Raw genomic sequence first — 23,363 nt, 5'->3', positions numbered from 1 at the left:
AAACACTAAAAAAGAAACGAACAATGAAACGTATATTAAAAAAATCAGCCCTTTTACTCCCACTTTGGGCAGCAACTGTTGTCGGAATGGTAAGTTGCGACCAAGGTTTTGACGAACTGAATATCAACAAAACCGCCGCGCTTTCGGTCAACCCAGTGTTTATTTTGAACAATGCGACCGTCAACTCAGCCTTTACGACGGGTTCAGTTATCTACGAAATGGGCATTGTACAGCAAATGGTTTCACCCAACTCTGGGGTACTTACAGGCGCTAACTTCAACCAAGATAGCCGCGACAATACCGTTCAAAACTGGCAAAAATACTACCGCAACGTGATTCGTAACTCACAAGATGTTATCAATCAAACGCAGTCGGTGGCTACACGAAGCAATTTGTACAACATGGCCCGCATTATCCAAGCCAATGCGTACATGATTCTGACTGATTCTTACGGCGATATACCTTACAGTCAGGCAGAAAAAGGCTACACTGAACAAATATTTTTACCCAAATATGACACTCAACAAGCTGTTTATGCAGGCATTATTAAGGAATTGACGGATGCTACCGCTGCCCTAGATGCGACTAAGGCCATTGAATCTGCCGATGTACTTTTTGCGGGAAATATTGCCCTTTGGAAAAAGTATGGCAATTCGCTACTACTACGTGCAGGAATGCGTTTAAGTAAGGTGGACGCAGCTCAAGCCCAACAAGTGGTTGCCAAGGCATTGCAAGGCGGTGTGATGGAATCAAACGCTGATAACGCGATCATTAAACACGACGCTAACTACGTGAATGGGATTGGAAACATGTTGAATGCCACAGAAGCAGCTAATATTTACCTTGCTGCACCTTTTGTGGATTACCTCAAAAAAACCAACGACCCACGCCTCAAGTCCATTGCAGTGCGTTACGTGGGGGCCAAATCAGGGCCAGAACAAGTAGCTTCGCGCGCTTCAACCGACCCAGCCGTCCAAATTGGTATGCCATTAGGATTTGACAACAACACCATTTCGGCCGAAGTAACGAAAAACAAATTGGCTAGTTTCTACGATTTTACGCAAGTTGACCGTACCCGTATGGTCAAAATGACTGCACCATCGTTTTTAGTAACAGCAGCACAAACACAGCTTTTGTTGGCCGAAGCAGCACAAAGAAACTGGGTAACGGGTACCAGCGCCGAAACGTACTACAACCGTGGTGTGCGTCTGCACATGGAACAAATGGCACTGTTTGACGCAAACTCAGCGGTAGCAGCAGCAGATATTGACACCTATTTGAAAGCAAATCCGTATGTTGCAGCCACTGCTTTAGAACAAATCAACACGCAATATTGGGTAGCTTCGTTCTTGAACGGCCCAGAAGCCTTTGCTAACTTCCGTCGGAGCGGTTTTCCTAAACTTGCACCTAACCCATTTCCAGGAAAGAGCATTAAAGGAGAATTTATCAAACGTTTGACCTATCCTAACTCGGAGATTTCAGCCAATACGGTTAACGTGAAAGAGGCCATTGCTCGCCAAGGAGCTGACGATTTGGACACAAAAGTTTGGTGGGATAAATAATTTTAACTGCTGATGAGTGGGGATTGAGTAACTATACTCCTATTTTTGCCTTTCCCACTCATCTATCCACTTATAAAACGTCATCTTTAATGCAAATTGGATTTGTTGGTCTTGGCAAAATGGGTTACAACTTGGCCCTTAACCTGCATCGTCACGGTTATGAAGTAGTTGCGTACGATGTAGCAACTGAAAACGTCAAAAATATTCTTCTTGAAGGTATTGCTCCTGCCTTCAGTCTGGAAGAACTTTGTCAACAGCTCAATGGCAGAAAGGTAATATGGCTGATGGTTCCTGCGGGAAAGCCCGTTGATGACTGCATTGAGACGTTGATTCCATTTTTATCTGCCAGTGATATCATTATTGACGGCGGCAATTCCAACTTCAACGACTCAATACGTCGATATAAATACCTTAAAGCCAAAGGAATTGATTACTTAGACTGCGGCACTAGCGGCGGTGTGGACGGTGCATTAAACGGTGCCTGTACCATGATTGGCGGGGAAGATGAAGTTTTCAACTATTGCGCTTCTGTTTTTAACGACATTTCACTTCCCAATGGTTGGCTTCATGCAGGCGGTCCAGGAAGTGGCCACTTTGTCAAAATGGTTCACAACGGCATCGAGTATGGCATGATGCAGGCCATTGCAGAAGGCTTTGAAGTCATGGAACAATCAAACTATAACCTTGATTTAGAACAGGTTGCGCGCGTATTCAACCACGGTTCAGTGGTACGCAGCTGGTTGATGGAACTGACCGAAAAGGCTTTTTCAAAAGACCCTAAATTAGATGCCATCAAAGGGGTGATGCACTCTTCGGGTGAGGGAAAATGGACGCTGGAAACGGCGCTCGACATGGGTGTTCCAACGCCAGTGATTGCACTTTCATTGTTGATGCGTTATCGCTCACAACAAGATGATACCTTTACGGGCAAAGTTGTAGCGGCACTTCGCAACGAATTCGGCGGCCACGCAGTGGAAAAAGCCCATTAATTTGAGTGTCGAATGCAGAGTGCAGAGTGTCGAATAGTTAATGGCTAATTTTTTATTCGACATTCTGCACTCTGCACTCGACATTTCCATTTATTCTACTTCGTTCACTTTATAGACCTGAATTTCGGTCACATAGACGGTTTTATCTTCTTTGTTTTTGTACGAGCGGTAATTCAGTTTTCCTTCTACCGACACTTTTTTCCCTTTCGTAATCAAGCGTTCGCATACCTCCGCCACTTTGCCAAACGCTACGAGGTTGTGCCACGTTTTGCTTTCCACGTCTTCGTTTTTACGATTCTTGTAGGTTTCCTTGGTCACCATCGTAAAAGACGCCAACTTTCCGTTTTCAAATGTACGTACGTTCAAATCTTTACCTACGTTGCCTGTTAATGTTACCTTGTTCATGTTCCTAAAAGTTTGTATTTGAGTGATTTGATTTTGTTTTGTCAACTGTCTCTCAATCGACGATACAAAGGTGCAGCCTCGTCGCTACTCGATTCGGTTCGTACGCGTTTCTAGTTGGATAAAAACGTTTGTAACCGTTTACAAACGGATAAGTATGTGTATATTGCAAAAGAAACAACGACAAGAGCAATGAAAGCCTGCTTAGAATGTGGAGAAAAAATAATGGGACGTTCCGACAAAAAGTTTTGTTCGGATGCTTGCCGAAATGCCTATAACAACAAACTCAATTCGGACTCCAACAATTTTGTTCGGAACATCAATAACACACTCCGTAAAAATCGCCGAATCTTGGAGGAGGCCTGCAAAGAAGATGACAAGGGAAAAATCTCCAAAAGTGCGTTGCTGAGAGAAGGTTTTGACTTTACTTATTTTACCAGTACCCGAACCACCCAAAAAGGTGCTACGTACGTTTTTGTGTATGAATATGGCTATTTACCCCTCGAAAATGAGCAATATTTGGTCGTGAAAGACCGAAAAATGCCCTCATAAATTACCGTTTTCCAAAGGCGTTTTGGAGTATAGTTTCGGCAGGTTTAAATTGTGGAGAAAACGTATCACGGTGAAACTGCCGCTTGGGTTGTTGTAAAAACCACTTCCAAGCAAAAGCACCCGCGAGCCATTTTCTCGGCCACACTTCATTAAAAAATGCTTGGTATGCATCGGCTTGTAATGTTAAATTTTCGGGTTTTTCGTCATGCGACTCCCACGGCTTCTCAGTCGCAAAATCAACACTTCTGTAGCCAATTTCAGTAAATAAAATAGGTTTTTGGTGTTTTCCCGCAAAGTTTTCTAGTTCATTCAAATGTGCCTTCCAACCTTTTTGCAAAGTTGCTATGCTCGGGTGTTTTTCAGAAGATAAGGGAAAATAAGCGTCTATTCCGATAAAATCGAGTTCATTCCAAAACGGGTTTTTGGGATAATGGTTCCAATTGTCGGCGTACGTAATTTGTCCGTGATACATTGTCCGAATCTCTTTGATTAGATTTTTCCAGAAATCAGGCCTTTTCTGGGTAAAATTGTCCATTTCAGTACCGATGCACAACAATTCCACTTTTAAAGAATCCGCAATTCGCGCATTGGTCAAAATGTAATTACCAAAGTCTTTTTCAAAGATTTGCCAATCAGCCTCTGATTTTAAATCAAAATCGCCGGTGTACATACCTCTGCCCACCCACGCGTGGGGTTTGAGCATTACTTTTAGGCCATTTTTATGGGCCAGCTCAATCGTTTTTGCTATCCCTTCCGTGGTTTCTCCCCACCACATTTTGTTGGAATTAAAGTAAAAATGTGGCTCATTCTCGCGACAAAAACCGTAGGGAACCACCGCCACCCATTCCGCATTAATAGAACGTAAGGGTACAAAAACGGAAGAATCAATCGGTTCTGGCGGCGCAACCAGATTAACGCCTTTCATTTTAGCACCTGCATATACAGGAGGCGAGGGCCGCGTACAACCATATTGCATCCAAATGGTTCCCCAAAACAATATTTGTAAGATATTCTTATTCAGACGAGTATCGATAATCCAAGCCATTTGTGTCGATTTTCCTTAAAAGTAAAAACTTCTACCTTTCTACAGATAGAAGTTTCCGAAAATCTTTTTGAACCGCTCACCTAACGCGCAGGCTGTGAATAGCGAGTTGCTTCAAACATATCCAGCATTCCGTTCCCAATTTTAGGATGTAGAACCCCATTGTGCGTGCAGTAATTTTTGACGTGATTCATGATTTCAGTACTATTTAAGGTAGGATACTTCGACCAAACCGCCGTTACCATCGCCGACATCGTAGCCGTGGCCGACGATGAACCTCCAAAATTTGAAGGAATATCATTATTAGCGTTTTGTAGGGATAAAATAACCTTTGAAGCGCCAGTTCGTTTTTGCATTACGACCCCAAAGTCAACGTCATTATGATAACAACACGAAGTGCAAGTAGTGATATTTGAATACTGCCGTAAACCTAGTCCATAATTATTATTATCTACTTGGCGCTGTACTCCTGTTACCGCATACACCGCATCATTCATAGAAGCTGGAAAGATAATTTGGCGGCGAATATCAAGATGTTGTAGATACCTTGGTAAATTTTCCATCACCGTTCCTACCGCTGGCGGTATCGTCCCTGCCGCGCAAAAGATAATTTTGTTGTTAAATTTTGCAAGCATCACGCCATCCCGAATGGAATTGACCGACATTCGATACGTTCCATCAACATTCGCTAACTGAGGCACTAAAACCGTCCCCATCGACATACTGATAACATCTACTGTTGTACGTGCAAGGCCAGAAAAAGCATCCGCAGCACCTCGATACTCCGACCATTCAGAGAACAAAACATCATGAGAGGCTTTGACCGATACTAAATTGGCTTTGTGGGCCACTCCTAGCAATTTATTATCGTACGAAGGCGAAGTACCAATCGACGCCGAGGCCGTACCATGCCCACACACATCTTCGGGCGATACTACTCCCCCACGGCCATTGGGCAACGTACTGAAACTAGCCACAAAACGACCTTGGGAATCGCCATCGTCAAAGTTTTGGTTCATAATAGGCTGTAACGACGATAACCCTGTATCTATGTACGCAATGGTGAATCGTTTGTTGGCTGTCTGAGAATAGCCATTGGCATTTAAAAACCAAGCAAATTGCATATTATGGTCACGTAGCTGCCATGAGACTTTGCGCAAAGGGTATTGGGGGGGCGAATAATAATCTTCGTTTATTTGAAGTCCATGAACTCCTGTATTATCTCCACATCCAAAACCGCCTCCACTCTTGGCCTGTCCTTTTTCCGAACCAATGTAATCATCGGGAACAAACGTAGGTTCCATATAACGGATAAGCCCAGTTTCCCGCAATTTTTGAATGGTACTTAACGCTGTTATGCGCAAATCAAAATTCGGCATTTCTTTACTGGCAGCCACTAAAATGTCGCTAGGACTCTTCAACTTAGGATTGGATTTTTGCTCTTCTTCAAAAGCAATGTTGAGTAATTTTTCTCGAACCATCAACCAATCTTTGGTCGCGCTTTGGTTCAAATCCCAGCTGTAATCGCCTTTGATTGTGGGTAATTTGTAGCCAATCATCAAGACATTTCCGTCTTTGGCGTGTTTAAGCCCAGAATAAATCATGACATCATCTGCCAAACGCCAATCAAATTCGTCGTTGTTTTTAAGGGCAATGGCAGCCATCCGTTCTTCCAACTGTTTTTTGGTAAGAATATCAGTGCGCGTACTTGCGTGTGCTTGGTCAGGGATACTGGTAACAGGCTCAAGAATGTTTTTTTGTTCGCAAGAAGCAACGAACAGAATCAGCAAAGAAACAACTAAGAGGGGTGTAATTCGTTTCATAAGGCGTTTTAAATTAAAATTACCTTACAAAACTACCTTCTCCCCTACATTTCAAAATGGGTAATCCATGAACTGCACTCCAAAGTGCTCGAATGGTATGTTTAAGTTCATAAAGAAGCCTGACCTAGCAAAATGACGAAGCCAGGCTTCTTGTTCCACCTATTTGGATTGTTTTTCAAAAATCAAAAAATTTCCTTTTCCTCCGATGGATGCCGCCGATTTCTGCGTACTCAAAACCCCCAACTCAAGTTGCTGTTTCCCATTGGCAGTACTCAACTGAAAATCAACCGATTGGCCTAATAATAAAAAATAGCGGGATTCACACTGCATCAACTCGGGTGATCCTCCCATTTTTGTACTTCCAATTGGAGACATTTTAAGTTTGCCAGTTTTGGTAGTTTCGTCGTACGATTCTAACGCATAACTACCAGAATACTGGTTCACCGACGAGCGACCATTTAATAATAGAACAGCCCCAGTTTCGTCTTTGGTTGTAGTCAATTCCAGCGTGATCGGCTCAAACTTTCCTTCATTGGGGATGCCACATGGCAAATCCATCATATCGCCCAGTAGGATACTTTTCAACACCCAAGTCCCTGCAAGTTCATCATTTTCTAACTTTTGGGCTTTTTGTTCTACGTTTTGGCTTTCGCAAGCTCCCAGCACTGCGACCAAACAGCCAACCATAAATGCTTTCATTGTCTTTTTCATAGCCATATTTTTTTAGTATGACTTTTTTTTGCGGTAAAAGGTTGGAACAAGGTACAAAAAAAGCCACTGTTGAGTGGCTTTTTTTGAAATGTATGTACGTCTTTTAACCGAGGTACGTCTTCAACGCTTTGCTGCGTGAAGTATGTCGTAGGCGACGAATTGCTTTTTCTTTGATTTGGCGAACGCGTTCGCGGGTCAAATTAAATTTCTCTCCGATTTCTTCCAACGTCATGGGATGTTCTCCGTTCAATCCGAAATAAAGCGCAATCACATCCGACTCACGCTGAGTGAGCGTTGATAGTGCGCGAGCAACTTCTTTCCGAAGAGAATCATTGATAAGCCCTTGATCAGGCTTTTCTTCCATGTCGTTTTCAAGAACGTCGAGGAGGCTATTTTCTTCTCCTTGAACAAAAGGCGCATCCATCGAAACGTGACGGCCAGAAATTTTGAGTGTGTCCACAACCTCATTGGCTGAAATATCCAATACTTCGGCCAATTCTTCGGGTGATGGTTCACGCTCAAATTTTTGTTCAAGATCTGAGAATGTCTTCGATATTTTATTTAATGACCCAACACGGTTGAGTGGAAGGCGGACAATACGAGATTGTTCGGCCAACGCTTGCAAAATTGACTGACGAATCCACCATACAGCGTACGAGATGAATTTAAAACCACGGGTTTCGTCAAAGCGTTGAGCGGCTTTAATCAAACCTAAGTTTCCTTCATTGATAAGATCACCAAGCGAAAGACCTTGATTTTGGTATTGTTTTGCTACAGATACCACAAATCGAAGGTTAGCTTTGGTAAGTCGTTCCAAAGCTTGTTGGTCTCCCTCTCGAATTCGCTGCGCCAAAGTCACCTCCTCATCAGGAGTTAGCAAATCCACCTTACCAATCTCTTGTAAATACTTGTCAAGCGACTGGCTTTCGCGGTTGGTTATCTGCTTACTAATTTTAAGCTGTCTCATCTATCTTTACTTTGGTGCTTTGTACTATTACAAGAGTGTAACGTAAAAAGCGAATCAAAAGTTGATTTTTTACTTTCTAATTTAAGTTAAAAAAACAAAAATCTACTTATCGCGACGACGATTGTCATCACGACGACGATCTCCGCCTCTATCGTTGCGATCACCGCGATCTTCTCGGGGTGGTCTTTCTACAAATCCTTCAGGTTTTGGTAGTAAAACCTTGCGTGAAAGGCGGAATTTACCTGTTTTCTTATCGTGTTCTACAAGTTTAACTTGTACTTCATCACCAACATTAAGAACCCCATCCATGGTTTCTAAACGCTCCCACGTAATCTCGGAAATGTGCAATAAACCATCTTTGCCTGGCATAAATTCTACAAAGGCGCCAAAAGGTTGAAGTGTTTTGACAGTTCCAGTATAAACTTCACCAACTTCTGGAATCGCCACGATACCTTTGATGCGTTTTACGGCAATGTCCATACTATCGGCATTGTTTGCAAAAATGCTTACATAGCCCATGCTATCACGCTCTTCGATAGTAACGGTTGCTCCAGATACGCGCTGAATTTCTTGAACCACTTTTCCACCTGGCCCAATAACACCACCGATTTGGTCTTGCGCAATTTGAATTACTACCGCACGAGGTGTTTGTGGTTTGAGTTCTGGACGAACTTCCGTAATCGCCTTTTTCATTTCGCCCAAGATGTGCAAACGTCCACGGCGAGCTTGGTCTAGTGCTTCTACTAATACTTCGTAAGAAAGTCCGTTTACTTTCAAGTCCATTTGGCAAGCAGTGATACCTTTTTCAGTACCTGTCACTTTGAAGTCCATATCGCCAAGGTGATCTTCATCGCCCAAAATATCCGAAAGTACGGCGTATTTTCCTTGTTCGTCCGTAATCAAGCCCATAGCAATACCTGCCACTGGCGCTTTGATTTTCACCCCAGCGTCCATCAAAGCAAGTGTACCTGCACAAACAGTAGCCATTGATGACGAGCCATTTGACTCTAAAATATCCGAAACGATACGAATCGTATATGGATTTTCTTCATCAGGAGGCAATACTTTTTTCAACGAACGGTGCGCCAAATTTCCGTGACCCACTTCGCGGCGACCTGGGCCGCGGTTTGGTTTTACCTCACCCGTTGAAAAGCCTGGGAAGTTATAATGCAACAAGAAACGGCCATATCCGTAAAACATGGCTGTATCAATGATTTGCTCATCAAGTTTTGTACCTAGCGTTACGGTGGTCAACGATTGCGTTTCACCACGTGTAAACAAAGCCGAACCGTGTGGAGTAGGCAAAAAGTCAACTTCGCACATAATTGGTCGGATTTGGTCCAAGGCACGGCCGTCGAGACGAGTACGCTCATCCAACACCAAACGACGCGACGCTTCCCACTCCAAATCGTGGTAATAACGTTTAATAAGACCTACTTTTTCGTCGTACGTTTCTGGGTTTTCTTCTTTGAAGTTAGCCAAAAACTCAGTAATAACGGCTTTGAAGCCATCTTTACGCACTTGCTTATTTGCACTGCCTTGGCGGGCTACTGCATAAATTTTATCGTAGCAAGCCTCACGTACTTTAGCACGGAGCTCTTCGTCGTGTACTACGTACTCAAAAGAGCGTTTTTCCGTTTTTCCTGCCTCTGCTTCAAATTCTTTTTGAACTGCGCATTGGATTTTAATTACTTCATGTGCCGCTTTCAAGGCTTCCACCATTTCCTCTTCTGAGGCTTCGTTCATTTCACCTTCCACCATACAGATGTCTTTCTCCGAAGCCGCTACGATAAGGTCTAAAGTAGCATTTTTCAGTTGTGATGTAGGCGGGTTGATGATGTATTCACCATTGATTTTGGCTACACGTACCTCAGAAATTGGGCCATTAAAAGGTACATCCGTAAGCATCAATGCTGAAGAAGCAGCCAACGCAGCAAGAGCATCAGGTAAAACCTCTGAATCTGCTGAGATTAAGAAAACGTTGACTTGCGTATCTGCATAAAAGTCATCTGGAAACATAGGACGCAAAGCGCGATCCACCAAACGACTCACTAAAACTTCGTGATCTGACAAACGACCTTCGCGCTTCTGGAAACTTCCAGGGATGCGACCAGCCGAAGCAAATTTTTCTTGGTAATCAACCGATAGTGGTAAAAAATCTGTACCAGGTCTTACCTCGGGATTAGATACAACTGTAGCTAGGAGCATGGCATTACCCATGCGAACCACGACTGAACCGTGGGCTTGACGAGCAAGCTTTCCTGTTTCAATTGTAATGATACGACCATCGGGCAGGTTGATAGTCTTTGTGATGATGTTAAACATGAAAGGAGAATTAAAAAACCGCTTGAAAACCTATCCTTCAGCGAACACGATAGGTTATTATTTATAAAACCGCAAAAAGAAATTATTTACTTACTTAGGTGAAGATAAATAACAAACAGGGAAGCCAGTTACCTGACATTCCCTGTTTGAAGTATCGCATTACTTTCTGATATTCAGTTCAGCGATGACAGCACGATAACGGCTGATGTCATTCTTGAGAAGATAGTTCAACAAGCGTCTGCGCTTACCTACCAACTTTAAAAGGCCAAGGCGCGTAGCATTGTCATGCTTGTGCTGCTTCAAGTGCTCCGTCAAATAGTTGATACGGTGAGTGAAAAGTGCGATCTGCGATTCTGAAGAACCTGTGTCGCTTTCAGACTTGCCAAATTTTTTGAACAAGTCTTTTTTTACTTCCGATGTTAAATACATGATTGTAACCTCAGATTGTTTAAACGTGAAAAATATAAAAAACAAAAACGCCTGCAAAGATAGCCGATTTTGTTTTAAAAATCAACCATTTTTCTTACTTGATGTCGATTGCTGTGACTCTAGCACTTCCCGAACGCGCGGTAAGAGCGCACTCGAAGGATAATCTTTCACAAAACTGTTCAGGGCCTTCAAATACGCCTCTTTTCCTTGTAATTTTCCTAGTAGATAAATCCGAAGCAACGCGTACTTGTCCTCAATTTTACTACCCGAATAGGTAACCATTGCCATTTCGAGCTGGGCATAGGCTTCTGAGAAATTATTAGACTGATACAGTGTCAAGATTTTTTCGTAGTCCTTCATTGCTTCTAGCTCAATATTTCCTGAAGCTGCGACAGCACCGCCATTTTTGGTCAGAAGGCGAGTAAAAGAAGAATTTGGAAATTCGGCCAGCAATTTATCTTTCCATGATTGGCTATTTTTGGCCGATGTTAGGAAAAGCAGGTAATAAATTTCGGGTTTATAATTTGTGTTTGGAAAACGGGACAAAGTAGTTTCAAACGTTTTTACTGCATTGTCAGGTTCTTCTAGGTTAAACTTATAAATCTTCCCTAATTTGTAATGTGCATCTTCTAATCGCTGATTTGAGGCATCTAATTCCTGCTTTTTCAGGGGAATATTACGATAGAGCGCGTCTTTTTTCGCCTTCCATTCGGGCGAGTCTTTGGTCAATTTCACCAAATCATCTCCCGCAATCTGAATAGTAGCCCCTTGGCCTGGGGTTGTTGGTACTGCCGTAATGTTGTTATCAGCAGGGGTCATTAAGGTAGCTATTTTGGCACTTCGGCGCCAATCATCTTCCAGCGTTCGATTTCCCCAACGCTGCCTAAACTCAACTTTTCCCGTATTGACCAACGTCAAATCATACAAAGGAAAACGTTCGGCAGGATTCCCCTCAAAATTAGACGCATTGGCACTCAAACTTTGCGCTTGTGAAACCAGCATTTCGGCTTCTTTTACTTTTCGTTTGTATTCTGCAATTTCGTCTTCAATTACCTTGTCTAAGTATTTATCCAACGTTGCTGGATTCATCTGCGAAAGTCGTTGTAGGCTATCTTCCGTCCGAATCGTGGTAATTTGCTTTACAAACTCGTCCAAAACCTCTTTACGTTCGGCAACTTTTTGGCGCTGTGGCGACGCAACAGGCAACAATACAAGTGCACTATCAAAATAAGCTTTCGCTAACTCATAGTTTTGAAGCTTATCATAATACACTTTCGCCATTTCCAAATAGGTAAAAGGAACTTGCGTGGTATTGGTAGTGGTTTCACGAACCGACTTGCCAAAGAACTCAAGTCCTTTTTTATAGTTTTTTTTGCGGGTCTCAATCACCCCCATCGAATAATACAAGCGGTCAATCAAGTCGTTGTTTTTACGGTCGTTCAGGAGTTTCTTGAAGCCATCTTCGGTAGAAATCGCGGAGTTGGTCAGGGCTTCATTTTGGAGAGAGTTCATTTTGGCAAAAAACTCCAAATCGTACGAAGGTCTATTTCTGGAAACAGCTTTGTAGTGAATATTGGCGGCCAAAGGCTTCTCAATAAGGTCGTACATTTGGGCTGCAGCATAATGAATACGGGCTGTTTCTTCGTTTTTAGAAAGCAACGGAAACGTTTCCTCCAAAATCCCTAGTGCCAGCGGAATCTCTTGCTTTTGTTGGTGCAAATAGGCTTTTACTAAATAAAAATCACGGGTATTATTTTCGTTCAAAGGCAAGCTTCTGAGGTGTTCGGCTACACTTAGGGCGCTATTGTAGTCTTTGGTTTCAACGTACGCACGCATCAGCCAAATCAGTCCTTCGTGTTTATCATCATCATCTTTCCCTTTGGCATTGACATAACGCAATGTTTCAATCCCATCGGTAAACTGTCCTTTGTATAACCGCGCGCGGCCAATCAAAACAAGGGCATTGTCCACCCAACGACTGTTTTGGTGACGGTCGGGAATCAATGATCCCTTTTTAATGACATCTTGCAAAAGAGCATCCACACTTTTTGCCTCCATCGAGTCCAACGGGTACAAAATAGGAAGGAGCTGATTATAATTTTCTTTTCTATTTTTTTTCAAAGCAATGTCCGCCTCTTTCATCTTATCACGGGCGATGACATAGGCATTGTATTTGGCTGTAAGGTTGTGATACCCTACGCTCAAACCGCTTGTGCTGTACTGAGAACAGCCAAAAAATAGTGCAGAAACCCCAAAAATAACAAGGGGAAGGTAATACTGAGAAGGAAAGAGGCGATTTCTAATTTTCATCAAATAACTCACTTTCAAGAGCTTGCTCTTAAACTGTTAGATTTTCAACCGTAAATGTAACGTTTTCTACGGACTAAAAGTATGCAATCGTGATGCCAATATAGTTTTAAACAAGAGAAATTAGTCCAATGATATACGCATCATTTATGTATTTACAAGTAACATATTTTATCTTTGTAAAGAATAAAATATAAATAAAATATCTTAAATACATTTATTTATAAGACTTTTGTTATTTATTTTTCAGAACAAAGGCCATTAATTCTCTGGCAATTTTAAACAATATGTAATTTTGTTACGTTAAAGAACAAGTCAATATAATTTCTTTTCCAATGGAGCAAAATCCAATAAATCCTGATAAAGTAGCCGAAAACCCTGGGCTTATGGCCTACGCTCACTCTGTTGGTGGGGCAGTCATTAAGCCCGTTGACATGGGCAAAGCAAAAGGGAAAGCCGTGTTGGCCATGCGTCAACAAACCGAGCGCCAACTTAACCAAATTTATCAACAAATGGCGACATTGGCACAGCAAGCCAAAGAACTTCGTCAGCGCGTTGATGTCTCAGAAAGAATCTACGGTGCCCAAATGAATTTTGAACCCGTCTTGAACGAAACTTACTATGTGTATGAAAAGGAAGATGGAAAAGATGTCTTGTCGATGGTTGCACCACATGAATGGGGGCGTGCCTACAAATTTAGCCGTTTTATTGCCAAAGTAACCATGCTTGCCGACCATACATGGCACGTGGAATACAACGAAACCCAAGATTAGGGCTTGGTGTAGCTTTACTTAGGTTACGAAAAATCCCTTCGCTTCTCAATACGGCGAAGGGATTTTTCGTTATTCAACTTTGAAAATTGCAACGCTCCCCCCTCAATTTGTCGTAAAAAGAGGTAGAGCTATTAAAAAATTGCCAATTCGTTAAAACTTTTTTATTTTTAACGAGTCCTTGTAAGAAAACCAGACCATGAACAACCATACCCACCAGTGATTAAACATCTATTCATCAACAAAGCTATTCCCTTCCTCATCTTCATTTTACTATGTTGGAATGAAGGTTTTGGTCAAACGACCTACACCATTTCGGGCAGAATCACAGACGCTCAAACGGGTGAAGCAGTACCTTTTGCTGCGGTCGCTATCAAAGGAAAAACCGTAGGAGTGACGACCAACTTTGAGGGTTTTTATACCCTCAAAACAACCCAAATTGGTGATTCTTTGGTGGTTTCGTCCATGTCGTATCGAAAACGGGCGAAAGCTATTGTACCCAATCAACTCTCGCAAACCATTGATTTCCAACTTGAGGCCTCGGAATTTAAACTTCAAGAAGTAAAAGTTTACGCAGGAGAAAACCCTGCTTATAATATTCTAAGGAAAGTTGTTAAGCAAAAACCATTGCACAATCCCAATCGACTCCAAGCTTACGAATACGAAAGTTACAGTAAAATAGAAGTTGATGTTGACAATCTCTCAGAACGTTTTAAGAAACGGAGAGCAATGAAGCAAATCACAGGTGCTGTTGAGCAGTTTGATAAAATAGCAGGAGAAGATGGGCGCCCTGTAATTCCTATATATTTGTCAGAATCCATTTCCAACTATTATTTCCGCGAAGACCCTCGAAAAAAGAAAGAACATATTCTCAAAACCAAGATATCTGGCATTGCTGTTACTGATGGAAGCTTGATTTCACAGATGATTGGTTCTTCTTTTCAACAATATAATTTTTACCAAAACTGGCTCAGTGTTCTTGATAAAGACTTTCATTCTCCCATTGCTGACGGTTGGAAAAACACCTACAACTATTATTTAATAGATACCACATTTGTGGCAGGGTACTGGTGTTATCACATTGATTATGAACCCAAACGACCGCAAGATTTAGCCTTTAGTGGTTCTTTTTGGGTTGATACCCTAAGCCACGCGTTGGTACAAATAGATGCGTCGGTGGGAAAAAGTGCGAACATTAACTTTGTAGAAAAAATAAAACTTCAACAAGAATACGAGCAAATTGGCGATAGTACGTGGATGCCCGTGAAATCGCGGGTACTTATTGATGTAGCCGAACTGACCGACTCCACCGCAGGAATGTTGGTTAAATTTTATACCTCAAATCGGAACATTATTCCCAATAAACCACACCCTCCAAAGTTTTATGATTATCCCATAGAATTATCAGAAAGCTACAAAGAATACCCCGCTGATTATTGGGACAAAGCACGCCACGAACCCCTAACGGCTGGCGAACAAACGGCGTATAGGCTCATTGACTCCGTGAAGCAAGTGCCAATCATGCGTACGTACATCGAAGTATTTAACATGTTTGTCAATGGCTATAAACGTATTCCGAAGGTAAACATTGACGTTGGTCCATTTCTGTATCTATACTCAAACAATGCCATTGAAGGGCACCGTTTTCGCATAGGTGCCAAAACCAACCCAGATTTCAGTCGAAAATGGGTTTTGAGCGGTTCGGCTGCCTATGGCACCCTCGATAAAGAGTGGAAATACAATTTTAATGTTGATTATATTTTCAGTCGCAAACCTTGGACCATTGGAGGTATTAGCCATAGTTATGACCTCGAACGCGTAGGTTTGTCCTCCGAAGCGATTGGAAATAACGTTTTGTTTGGCGCACTAACCAAGTGGGGAAATGTCAGACGAGGCTATTTTGAGGGGATTACCTCTGCTTACCTCAAACGAGAACTATTGAGAGGGCTAACCCAAACAGTTGGATTACGTCACCGAACTTTTCAGCCTATTTACCCTTTCGCGTTCAAAACAGCCCCTTCACTCGGTGATCGGTCACCTATTCAAAGTAATTACGAAACAGCTGAATTATTTTTTGAAACCCGTTGGGGAAAAGATGAGATTTTCATTTATAACGAAAATGAACGTCTAACTTTAGGTACTCAAAAGTGGCCTTTGGTAGTACTTCGTTATCAACTTGGTTTGCGCAGGTTTCTCAACAGTGATTTTAGCTACCATCGCTTGTCTCTCAACATAAAACAAAGCTTTAGGGTGGGTATTTGGGGACGTTCTAATTATAACATAACGATGGGATATATTCCATCCACTCTCCCCTATCCTTTACTATATACCCCACTTGGAAACGAGTCAGTTTTCTACGTTGACAATGCCTTTAACCTAATGAATTACTTTGAATTTGTGAGCGACCGTTACCTTCAGTTACGGTACGAGCACAATTTTGAGGGACTTCTTTTCAATCGCCTCCCCGCTATCAAACGGCTCAAATGGCGGTTCTTAGCCAATGCCAAGGTTTTGTACGGTAGTATTCATCCTTCCAACATGAATCTGCTAGCTCCCACCAACGCACAAGGCCAGGCAGTACCTGGGTTTAATAGCTTAGGAAACACGCCTTACGTAGAGGTTGGATATGCCATTGACAATATTTTTAAGGTACTAAGAGTTGACGCTGTTCATCGCCGCACCTATCGCCAAAATCCTAATGTCACGCCATTTGCGGTGAAGTTTTCATTTTGGTTTAATATTTAGTGGATGACTTATAACGCTAATTTATTCTGCAACCCACTGCATCATCAGTCCAGTCAAATACCCTCCATACGTTCCTAGTGCATACCCCAATATTGCCAGTAACACACCTACTGATGCCAGCGAAGGGTGGAAAGCAGCGGCAACAACTGGTGCCGAAGCAGCACCTCCTACATTAGCTTGTGAACCCACTGCTGTAAAAAAGAAAGGCGCTCTTAACCATTTGGCAACCAATAAGGTAACCATTACGTGTATGGTCATCCATAGAATTCCTACTACAAATAACCCAGGGTTTTCGGCAACGGCAAAAATATCCATTTTCATGCCAATGGTTGCCACAAGTACATAGAGGAACAAACTTCCAATTTTTGAGGCTCCCGCAAATTCAAGTTGGCGCAATCGGGTAAAAGAAAGCAAAATACCCAAAAATGTAACGACCGAAACAACCCAGAAAAACGATGAAGTTAAGCTAAATCTTTCAAGAGAAGGATAATTAAGTTTGAGCCAAGGTGCAACCAAGTCTGCCACAAAATGAGCAAAAGCCGTAGCCCCAAAACCAACCGCGGCAATCATCATCAAATCATTCAAAGTTGGAATTCGCTGAGATGTTTTGTGTTCTAGTTCAAGCTTTGTTTTTAATTCATCAATAGCAGTAGCATCTGCTTTAAAATAATAATCAATTTTAGCAGCTTTTCCTGCACCATAAATTAGTACCGCCATCCAAATTTCCGCCACAATGACATCGACTGCAATCACTTGCGAAAAAAGACGATCACTTGGTTGAAAAACTTCTTTCAATGCTGTTTGATTTGCCCCTCCCCCAATCCAACTTCCCGCAATGGTAGATAGCCCCCTCCAAACAGCATCAGAGCCTGAGCCGCCAACTACCTCAGGAGCAAAAGTTTTAACAATCGCTACTGCTATTGGCCCCCCAAGCATCACTCCCAACGTTCCTGCCAAAAACACAAGAAGTGCTTTGGGGCCTAATCGTATTACTGCTTTAAAGTCCATTCCAAGCGTAAAATAAACCAGACACGCTGGTAAAAAATATTGGGAAATCACTGAATACAGTTTTGACTCCTCTCCTGAAATGATTTTGAATGAATTTAAAACTCCTGGGATAAAATAACAAAGTAATAAGGGGGGAAAAATTGCGTAAAACTTTGTCCAAAGTGGGTGTTTTAAATTAGCCGTATAAAAAACACCTGCCAAAATGATAAAAAGTAAGCCAAGAACGACGGCATCAGAAGTAAAAACAGCGAGAAGCAACATATGTCAAGTTAAAAATCGAAAAGTTGGCAATTAAACCATTCTTTTGATAATACCTAGGCATAGGCACAAAAAAAACACACAGGCCTCAAAGCTGAGCCTGCGTGTCGCAATTACACTTCATCAACAAACTAAAAACCAAATAGTTTTTCTTTTAAACAAGTGTCAATTGGACACTTCATTTTATATTTTAAAAGGATAACTTGTTGAAATGAATCATTTAAACAAGCTATCCTTAGGGTTGTGAGGGGTAATTGTTTTACCATTCACATTAATGCTGTAGGAGGGGGATTCGAACCGCCCACGGTGCAGTTAGCCGCGATACAAAGTTTGGTGGTCTACCCCAGTCGACTAGAGTGCCGGCATTATATCGTGTTTATCCTGAACTCACCACCCCCGAGACAGGAGGGCATGGCTGCCAAGTTTCATCATCCTACAGTATAAAGAACTAAAGTCAACTAATTTACTTGTGGTCTAGTGCCTTTTTGATTAATTGACAATGCAAAACTAATGGATATTATTTTTTGTTGCAAATTTTCCATAAATATTTTTAAAAATTTTGATTTCATTCAACAAAACAGCACTTTTGTTGAATGAAATCTAATTTTACCACTTCATCATGGAACGAAATTTAGAAATTGATAAAATTGACGCAACTGACTTAAAAATTTTAGCGCTTCTTTTAGAAGATGCACACTTAGCTTACACCGAAATTGGCAAACGGGTTCATGTTTCAGGAGGCACAGTGCATGTGCGAATGAAAAAACTTGAGCAGCTTGGAATTGTTAAAGGGGCACAATTATTGGTTGATCAAACTAAATTAGGCTGGGATATTAGCGCTTTTTTAGGTATATATTTAGATAAAAGCTCACTCTACGAAGAAGTCGCCATTGAGCTCGAACGCATTCCAGAAGTAGTTAATATTCATTACACTACAGGTATTTACAGCATTTTTGCTAAAATCGTTTGTCGTGATACAGAACATCTGCGGCAAGTTCTTCACGATAAAATTCAAAAAGTAGGTGGTATTCAACGAACCGAAACATTTATCTCATTAGAGGAACGAATCGCCCGTCCTATTCCGTTAGCAGAATAATGTTTTTTTAAGCTGTTTTTGATACTTTTGCAGAAACCCTTCTTCAAACGTTTATTCACATTATCTTGTTTAGACCTTTGTAAGGAAACGTAACGAACTCTCCTCGTGTTCCGTATTGAGTACATAAGAGGAATAACTGACTTCATATGAAATTAACTTTTTGGGGGGCTTCACAACAGGTTACTGGTAGCATGTACCTCCTAGAATTGGAAGACGATTACCGTATTTTGATTGACTGTGGTTCTGACTTTGAAAGCGGCGACCGAAGACGCGCGCTCAACGATACCCCACCCCCATTTCCAAACGCACTTTTCCCTTTTGAAGCTCCGTCAATTAACGTAGTATTACTGACTCACGCCCATATTGATCACTCTGGAAATATCCCAAACTTATATCGAGACGGATATGAAGGGCAAGTCCTGTGTACTGATTCTACTTTTGCTTTAACCAGTATATTGCTAAAAGATGCGGCAATGCTGAATCAGAAGCGAATCAATGAATTGAATAATGCAGATTCGCAGCGTAAACGAAAAAAAGGCAGAAAAAAAGAGCTTCCTAAAGATTTATACCTCGAAAAACAAGTACGCCAAGCACTCGAAAACTTTGTCCCACTTGCCTTTAATCGCCGTTTTAGGGTATCAGACAACGTCGTTATCACTTTTATTCCCGCAGGGCATTTATTGGGTGCAGCACATATCGTAGTTGAAGTTTGGGAAAACGGACAGAAAAAAACCATTGGGTTTTCGGGTGATGTGGGTCGAAAAGGCTATCCACTACTTATTGATCCCGCCACTTTGCCCCAAGTTGATTTCTTGGTATGTGAAACAACCTACGGCAATCGCTTGCATGAAAAAGGCGTTTCGCCTGATTTGGCTTTGGCAGATGTTATCAAACGTACCTGCGTTGACATTCCAGGGCGGCTTATCATTCCGTCTTTTAGTGTGGGAAGAACCCAGGCTTTATTATATACCTTAAATAAATTATATAATAACCATCAGCTTCCTCCCATCAAAGTTTTTGCCGACAGTCCGCTTGCTTTTGAAAGCTCGCGGGTCTATCAGCGGAACGTTCGGATGCTAAACCGCGAGGCCCGTGAGTTTAACGAAGAGAATGAATCCTTGTTTGACTTTGAAAATTTAATCTACCTCGAAAGTACAGACGCCAGCCGTGCTATTTCAAACCATGTAGAGCCTTGTATCATCATTTCTTCCTCTGGAATGGTACAGGGTGGACGTGTCGAATACCATGTGGCTCAGAACATTAGCAACCCTTACTGCACCATATTGCTCATCGGGTATTGTGCCGAAGGAACGCTCGGATGGAGACTTCTCAATGGCCAAACAACCTTACGCATTCGAGGGAAAGACGAGCAAGTATTGGCCAATATCGAAAAAATTGACGTATTTAGCGGCCACGGAGACAAAGAAGACCTTCTGACGTTTGTTCAGCAACAGGCACCTGCCACGTTAAAAAAAATCTTCCTTGTCCACGGGGAAAAGCCAAGTATGGACCACTTTAAAAACACTTTACAATCAGTCGGTTACGAAAATATCGAGATCCCCATAAAGGGACAAACTTTTGAATTGTAAGCAACCAACTTTATGCCAACTTATTTAGATTTTGAAAAACCTGTGGCAGAGCTCGAATCCAAGCTTGCCGAGTTAAAAAAACTCGCCGACACGACACAAGTTGACGTTTCGGAAGCTGTTACAAGACTCGAAGACAGCATTATACAATTACGGAAAGATACCGCTCAAAACCTCACTAGATGGCAACGGGTGCAGCTTTCTCGGCACCCCGATCGCCCTTATACCCTCGATTACATCGAACTAATGTGTGAGGAGTTTATTGAACTTCATGGTGATCGTACCGTACGCGACGACCCTGCCATGGTCGGCGGATTTTGTAACATTGATGGCCAAAGTATGCTCATCATTGGTCAACAAAAAGGCCGCAATACCAAGCAACGCCAACACCGCAACTTCGGGATGGCTAACCCCGAAGGCTACCGCAAAGCGCTACGCATGATGAAATTAGCCGAAAAGTTCAACAAACCTATCGTTGCACTTATTGACACCCCAGGTGCATTTCCTGGCCTAGAAGCCGAAGAACGTGGTCAAGGTGAAGCCATTGCGCGGAATCTTAAGGAAATGTTTATGCTTAAAGTACCCGTCATCTGTATTATTATCGGTGAAGGTGCATCAGGGGGAGCGTTGGGAATTGCCATCGGGGACCGTGTTCTCATGCTCGAAAACACATGGTACTCAGTAATTTCGCCAGAATCTTGTTCATCTATTCTGTGGCGAAGCTGGAATTTCAAAGAACAAGCAGCCGAAGCTCTCCGCTTAACGGCTTCGGATATGACAATGGCAAAATTGATTGATGGTATTGTAGAAGAACCACTCGGTGGTGCTCACTTAGACCATCAAGCCATGGCTAACATCCTGAAAAATGTCATTTTAGGCAGTATCAACGAACTCCAAAAGCTAACACCCGAAGAAAGAATCAATCAACGGATTGACAAGTTCTGTTCGATGGGTGTCTTTACGGAATGAAAGCAATAAAAAACATCATTTTTGACCTAGGAGACGTCATTATCAACATTGACGTTCCACGGGCAGCGCAATCTTTTGCGGAGCTAAGTCAACTTCCACTGGAAGATGTTCAACGGCTTATTCAGCACAATGAGGTTTTTAAAAAGTTTGAGACGGGGCAGTTATCTGCCCCTGATTTTAGAAACTACATTCGTGAACTCCTTGCTCATCCTGAGTGGACAGACACCCAAATTGACGAAGCTTGGAATTCACTCCTACTCGATATCCCCCCCCAACGGGTTGAAACAATCGTCGCTTTAGCCCAAAAAGGCTATCGGCTTTTTCTATTGAGCAATACTAGCTCTATTCACGTTGAGGAAGTAAATCGCATTCTCCACCGTACGACTGGCATTCCAAAACTAGATGCGTTGTTTGAAAAGCTTTTTCTTTCGTACGAAATGGGCGTGATGAAACCTCACCACGACATTTACCACGGTGTATTAGCAGACGCTGGAATTTTACCGCATGAGTCTTTGTTTTTGGACGACAATGCCGATAACATCCGAGCCGCAAGCGAAGTTGGTATTCAAACCATCCACGTTCAAAAACCAACCTCGATTGTCGAATACCTAAAAGATTTTTAAGTGAACTCAACCCGCACCCTACTCCTCCAGCTCCTCCTGTTTGTACTCACCATCATAAGTACGTCCTTAGCAGGCGCCGAATGGATGTTTGGACGGCCCTTTGATTTGCCATTTTACCAGATTGAAAACCCATTGGGCTGGGAACACTTTTGGCAAGGTTTTAAATTTTCGATTCCTTTTCTAGGAATCTTGACCGTTCACGAGTTTGGGCATTATTTTGCTGCCAAGTACCATAAAGTCAAAGTTACGTTGCCCTACTACATTCCGCTTTGGCTCGGAATTGGGCAAACCATCGGTACGCTTGGAGCATTCATTCGTATTAAAGAATTTATCCGCTCGCGTGAAAAATACTTTGATATTGGAATAGCAGGGCCACTTGCGGGATTCGTGGTTGCCGTCGGCGTTCTTTGGTATGGTTTTGCTACCCTTCCTACCCTTGATTACATCTTCAAAATTCATCCCGAATACCAAAAATATGGGATGGGCTTTGCACGCGTGGTTTATACCAAAAACCAAGCTGGAAATATCTTATTGGGCGATAATCTGCTTTTTACCTTTTTTAAAACCTACGTCGCCGATCCAACTCGCCTTCCTCCTCCCCAAGAAATCATGCACTATCCGCTGCTTTTAGCGGGCTATTTGGCGTTGTTTTTCACCTCACTCAACCTTATTCCCATTGGGCAACTTGACGGTGGGCATGTGCTGTATGGACTTATTGGCAACAAAAACTACCGTATTGTTTCTCCCATTTTGTTTTTTGTCTTCATTACTTACGCAGGGCTTGGCACGTATCGTGCGGATGAGTTCGCCATTGCCAATGAAAATTTATTTTGGGAACAACTCGCCTCACTAGGGATTTACATTATTTTCCTTCAACTATGTTATAGTCGTATCGACGAAAATAATGCGCTCACTAAGTGGATGTTAGCGCTTTTAACGGTCACGATCCAACTCGGACTTTCTCTCCTATTCCCAACTGTAGAAGGTTACTCAGGATTTTTAGCGTTCGGATTCTTGATTGGTCGTGTTTTAGGTGTGTATCATCCCTCAACGGACGACATTGCCCCGCTAAGTAACTCCCGAAAAGTCGTGGGTTGGTTAGCTTTGATTATCTTTGTACTCTGTTTTAGTCCAAAACCTTTCGTTGTATTGTAAAATAAACGACGTTGTAGAAACATTTCGACGCAACGTTGCACCCA

The 23,363-nt window shown here is 42.3% G+C and carries 19 protein-coding genes; 10 read left to right on the top strand and 9 right to left on the bottom strand.

Features of this window, described 5'->3' with window-relative positions:
- Positions 1 to 23 precede the first annotated feature (23 nt).
- Together AC23P2_RS06910 and gnd are read left to right on the top strand one after the other, a co-directional pair.
- Positions 24 to 1,562: a SusD/RagB family nutrient-binding outer membrane lipoprotein gene (locus AC23P2_RS06910; RefSeq protein WP_487772510.1), complete on the top strand. Its 1,539-nt coding sequence runs from the start codon at positions 24 to 26 to the stop codon at positions 1,560 to 1,562.
- An 89-nt stretch (positions 1,563 to 1,651) separates the two neighbouring features.
- Positions 1,652 to 2,551: a phosphogluconate dehydrogenase (NAD(+)-dependent, decarboxylating) gene (gnd, locus tag AC23P2_RS06905; RefSeq protein ID WP_487772509.1), complete on the top strand. Its 900-nt coding sequence runs from the start codon at positions 1,652 to 1,654 to the stop codon at positions 2,549 to 2,551.
- A 90-nt stretch (positions 2,552 to 2,641) separates the two neighbouring features.
- On the opposite strand, the gene AC23P2_RS06900 is transcribed toward gnd, so the two are convergent.
- Positions 2,642 to 2,956 carry a single-stranded DNA-binding protein gene (locus AC23P2_RS06900; protein WP_472486616.1) on the bottom strand — a complete coding sequence of 105 codons (315 nt, stop codon included), beginning with the start codon at positions 2,954 to 2,956 and terminating at the stop codon, positions 2,642 to 2,644.
- A gap of 189 nt (positions 2,957 to 3,145) precedes the next feature.
- Between AC23P2_RS06900 and AC23P2_RS06895 the strand changes: the two genes are divergently transcribed.
- A complete protein-coding gene (locus AC23P2_RS06895; RefSeq protein WP_487772508.1) occupies positions 3,146 to 3,505 on the top strand; it encodes a hypothetical protein in 360 nt (119 codons plus the stop codon).
- Between the two features lies 1 nt (position 3,506).
- On the opposite strand, the gene AC23P2_RS06890 is transcribed toward AC23P2_RS06895, so the two are convergent.
- The 7 genes from AC23P2_RS06890 to porW all read right to left on the bottom strand — a co-directional run bounded on the left by AC23P2_RS06890 (position 3,507) and on the right by porW (position 13,112).
- Positions 3,507 to 4,550, bottom strand: coding sequence for a glycoside hydrolase family 113 (locus tag AC23P2_RS06890; RefSeq protein ID WP_487772507.1), 1,044 nt, complete (start codon positions 4,548 to 4,550; stop codon positions 3,507 to 3,509).
- Positions 4,551 to 4,630: 80 nt separating this feature from the next.
- Entirely contained in the window at positions 4,631 to 6,370 is a 1,740-nt protein-coding gene (locus AC23P2_RS06885) for a S8/S53 family peptidase (protein WP_487772506.1), read from the bottom strand.
- Positions 6,371 to 6,529: 159 nt separating this feature from the next.
- Positions 6,530 to 7,081 (bottom strand): META domain-containing protein, encoded by a 552-nt coding sequence (locus tag AC23P2_RS06880; protein ID WP_487772505.1) that lies wholly within the window; start codon positions 7,079 to 7,081, stop codon positions 6,530 to 6,532.
- Positions 7,082 to 7,184: 103 nt separating this feature from the next.
- On the bottom strand, positions 7,185 to 8,048 hold the full coding sequence (locus tag AC23P2_RS06875) for a sigma-70 family RNA polymerase sigma factor (protein ID WP_013930257.1): 864 nt from the start codon (positions 8,046 to 8,048) through the stop codon (positions 7,185 to 7,187).
- Positions 8,049 to 8,150: 102 nt separating this feature from the next.
- On the bottom strand, positions 8,151 to 10,373 hold the full coding sequence (gene pnp, locus AC23P2_RS06870; protein WP_487772504.1) for a polyribonucleotide nucleotidyltransferase: 2,223 nt from the start codon (positions 10,371 to 10,373) through the stop codon (positions 8,151 to 8,153).
- A gap of 159 nt (positions 10,374 to 10,532) precedes the next feature.
- Complete coding sequence (gene rpsO / locus AC23P2_RS06865; RefSeq protein WP_028522864.1) at positions 10,533 to 10,802, bottom strand: 30S ribosomal protein S15; 270 nt, start codon at positions 10,800 to 10,802, stop codon at positions 10,533 to 10,535.
- Between the two features lie 81 nt (positions 10,803 to 10,883).
- Positions 10,884 to 13,112, bottom strand: a complete 2,229-nt coding sequence (gene porW, locus AC23P2_RS06860; RefSeq protein WP_487772503.1) for a type IX secretion system periplasmic lipoprotein PorW/SprE — start codon at positions 13,110 to 13,112, stop codon at positions 10,884 to 10,886.
- 332 nt (positions 13,113 to 13,444) lie between these two features.
- Between porW and AC23P2_RS06855 the strand changes: the two genes are divergently transcribed.
- Both AC23P2_RS06855 and AC23P2_RS06850 read left to right on the top strand, forming a co-directional pair.
- Positions 13,445 to 13,882, top strand: coding sequence for a DUF2452 domain-containing protein (locus AC23P2_RS06855; protein ID WP_472486609.1), 438 nt, complete (start codon positions 13,445 to 13,447; stop codon positions 13,880 to 13,882).
- Between the two features lie 216 nt (positions 13,883 to 14,098).
- On the top strand, positions 14,099 to 16,624 hold the full coding sequence (locus AC23P2_RS06850) for a DUF5686 and carboxypeptidase-like regulatory domain-containing protein (protein ID WP_487772502.1): 2,526 nt from the start codon (positions 14,099 to 14,101) through the stop codon (positions 16,622 to 16,624).
- A gap of 21 nt (positions 16,625 to 16,645) precedes the next feature.
- On the opposite strand, the gene AC23P2_RS06845 is transcribed toward AC23P2_RS06850, so the two are convergent.
- Positions 16,646 to 17,893: a DUF819 family protein gene (locus AC23P2_RS06845; protein WP_487772501.1), complete on the bottom strand. Its 1,248-nt coding sequence runs from the start codon at positions 17,891 to 17,893 to the stop codon at positions 16,646 to 16,648.
- A gap of 616 nt (positions 17,894 to 18,509) precedes the next feature.
- Here AC23P2_RS06845 and AC23P2_RS06840 point away from each other — a divergent pair.
- From AC23P2_RS06840 to AC23P2_RS06820, 5 genes are all read left to right on the top strand, one after another.
- On the top strand, positions 18,510 to 18,986 hold the full coding sequence (locus tag AC23P2_RS06840) for an Lrp/AsnC ligand binding domain-containing protein (RefSeq protein ID WP_028522858.1): 477 nt from the start codon (positions 18,510 to 18,512) through the stop codon (positions 18,984 to 18,986).
- A gap of 146 nt (positions 18,987 to 19,132) precedes the next feature.
- Entirely contained in the window at positions 19,133 to 20,575 is a 1,443-nt protein-coding gene (locus AC23P2_RS06835) for an MBL fold metallo-hydrolase RNA specificity domain-containing protein (protein ID WP_487772500.1), read from the top strand.
- A gap of 12 nt (positions 20,576 to 20,587) precedes the next feature.
- Positions 20,588 to 21,541, top strand: coding sequence for an acetyl-CoA carboxylase carboxyltransferase subunit alpha (locus tag AC23P2_RS06830; RefSeq protein ID WP_487772499.1), 954 nt, complete (start codon positions 20,588 to 20,590; stop codon positions 21,539 to 21,541).
- Positions 21,538 to 22,164 carry an HAD family hydrolase gene (locus tag AC23P2_RS06825; RefSeq protein WP_487772498.1) on the top strand — a complete coding sequence of 209 codons (627 nt, stop codon included), beginning with the start codon at positions 21,538 to 21,540 and terminating at the stop codon, positions 22,162 to 22,164. Before AC23P2_RS06830 ends, AC23P2_RS06825 begins: the two co-directional genes overlap by 4 nt.
- Entirely contained in the window at positions 22,165 to 23,319 is a 1,155-nt protein-coding gene (locus tag AC23P2_RS06820; protein WP_487772497.1) for a site-2 protease family protein, read from the top strand.
- Positions 23,320 to 23,363: the final 44 nt, after the last annotated feature.

This window comes from Runella sp. R0.1_18 (assembly GCF_057652155.1).
Note: the sequence above shows the minus strand (reverse complement) of the source record. Positions and strands in the feature narration are given on the sequence as shown.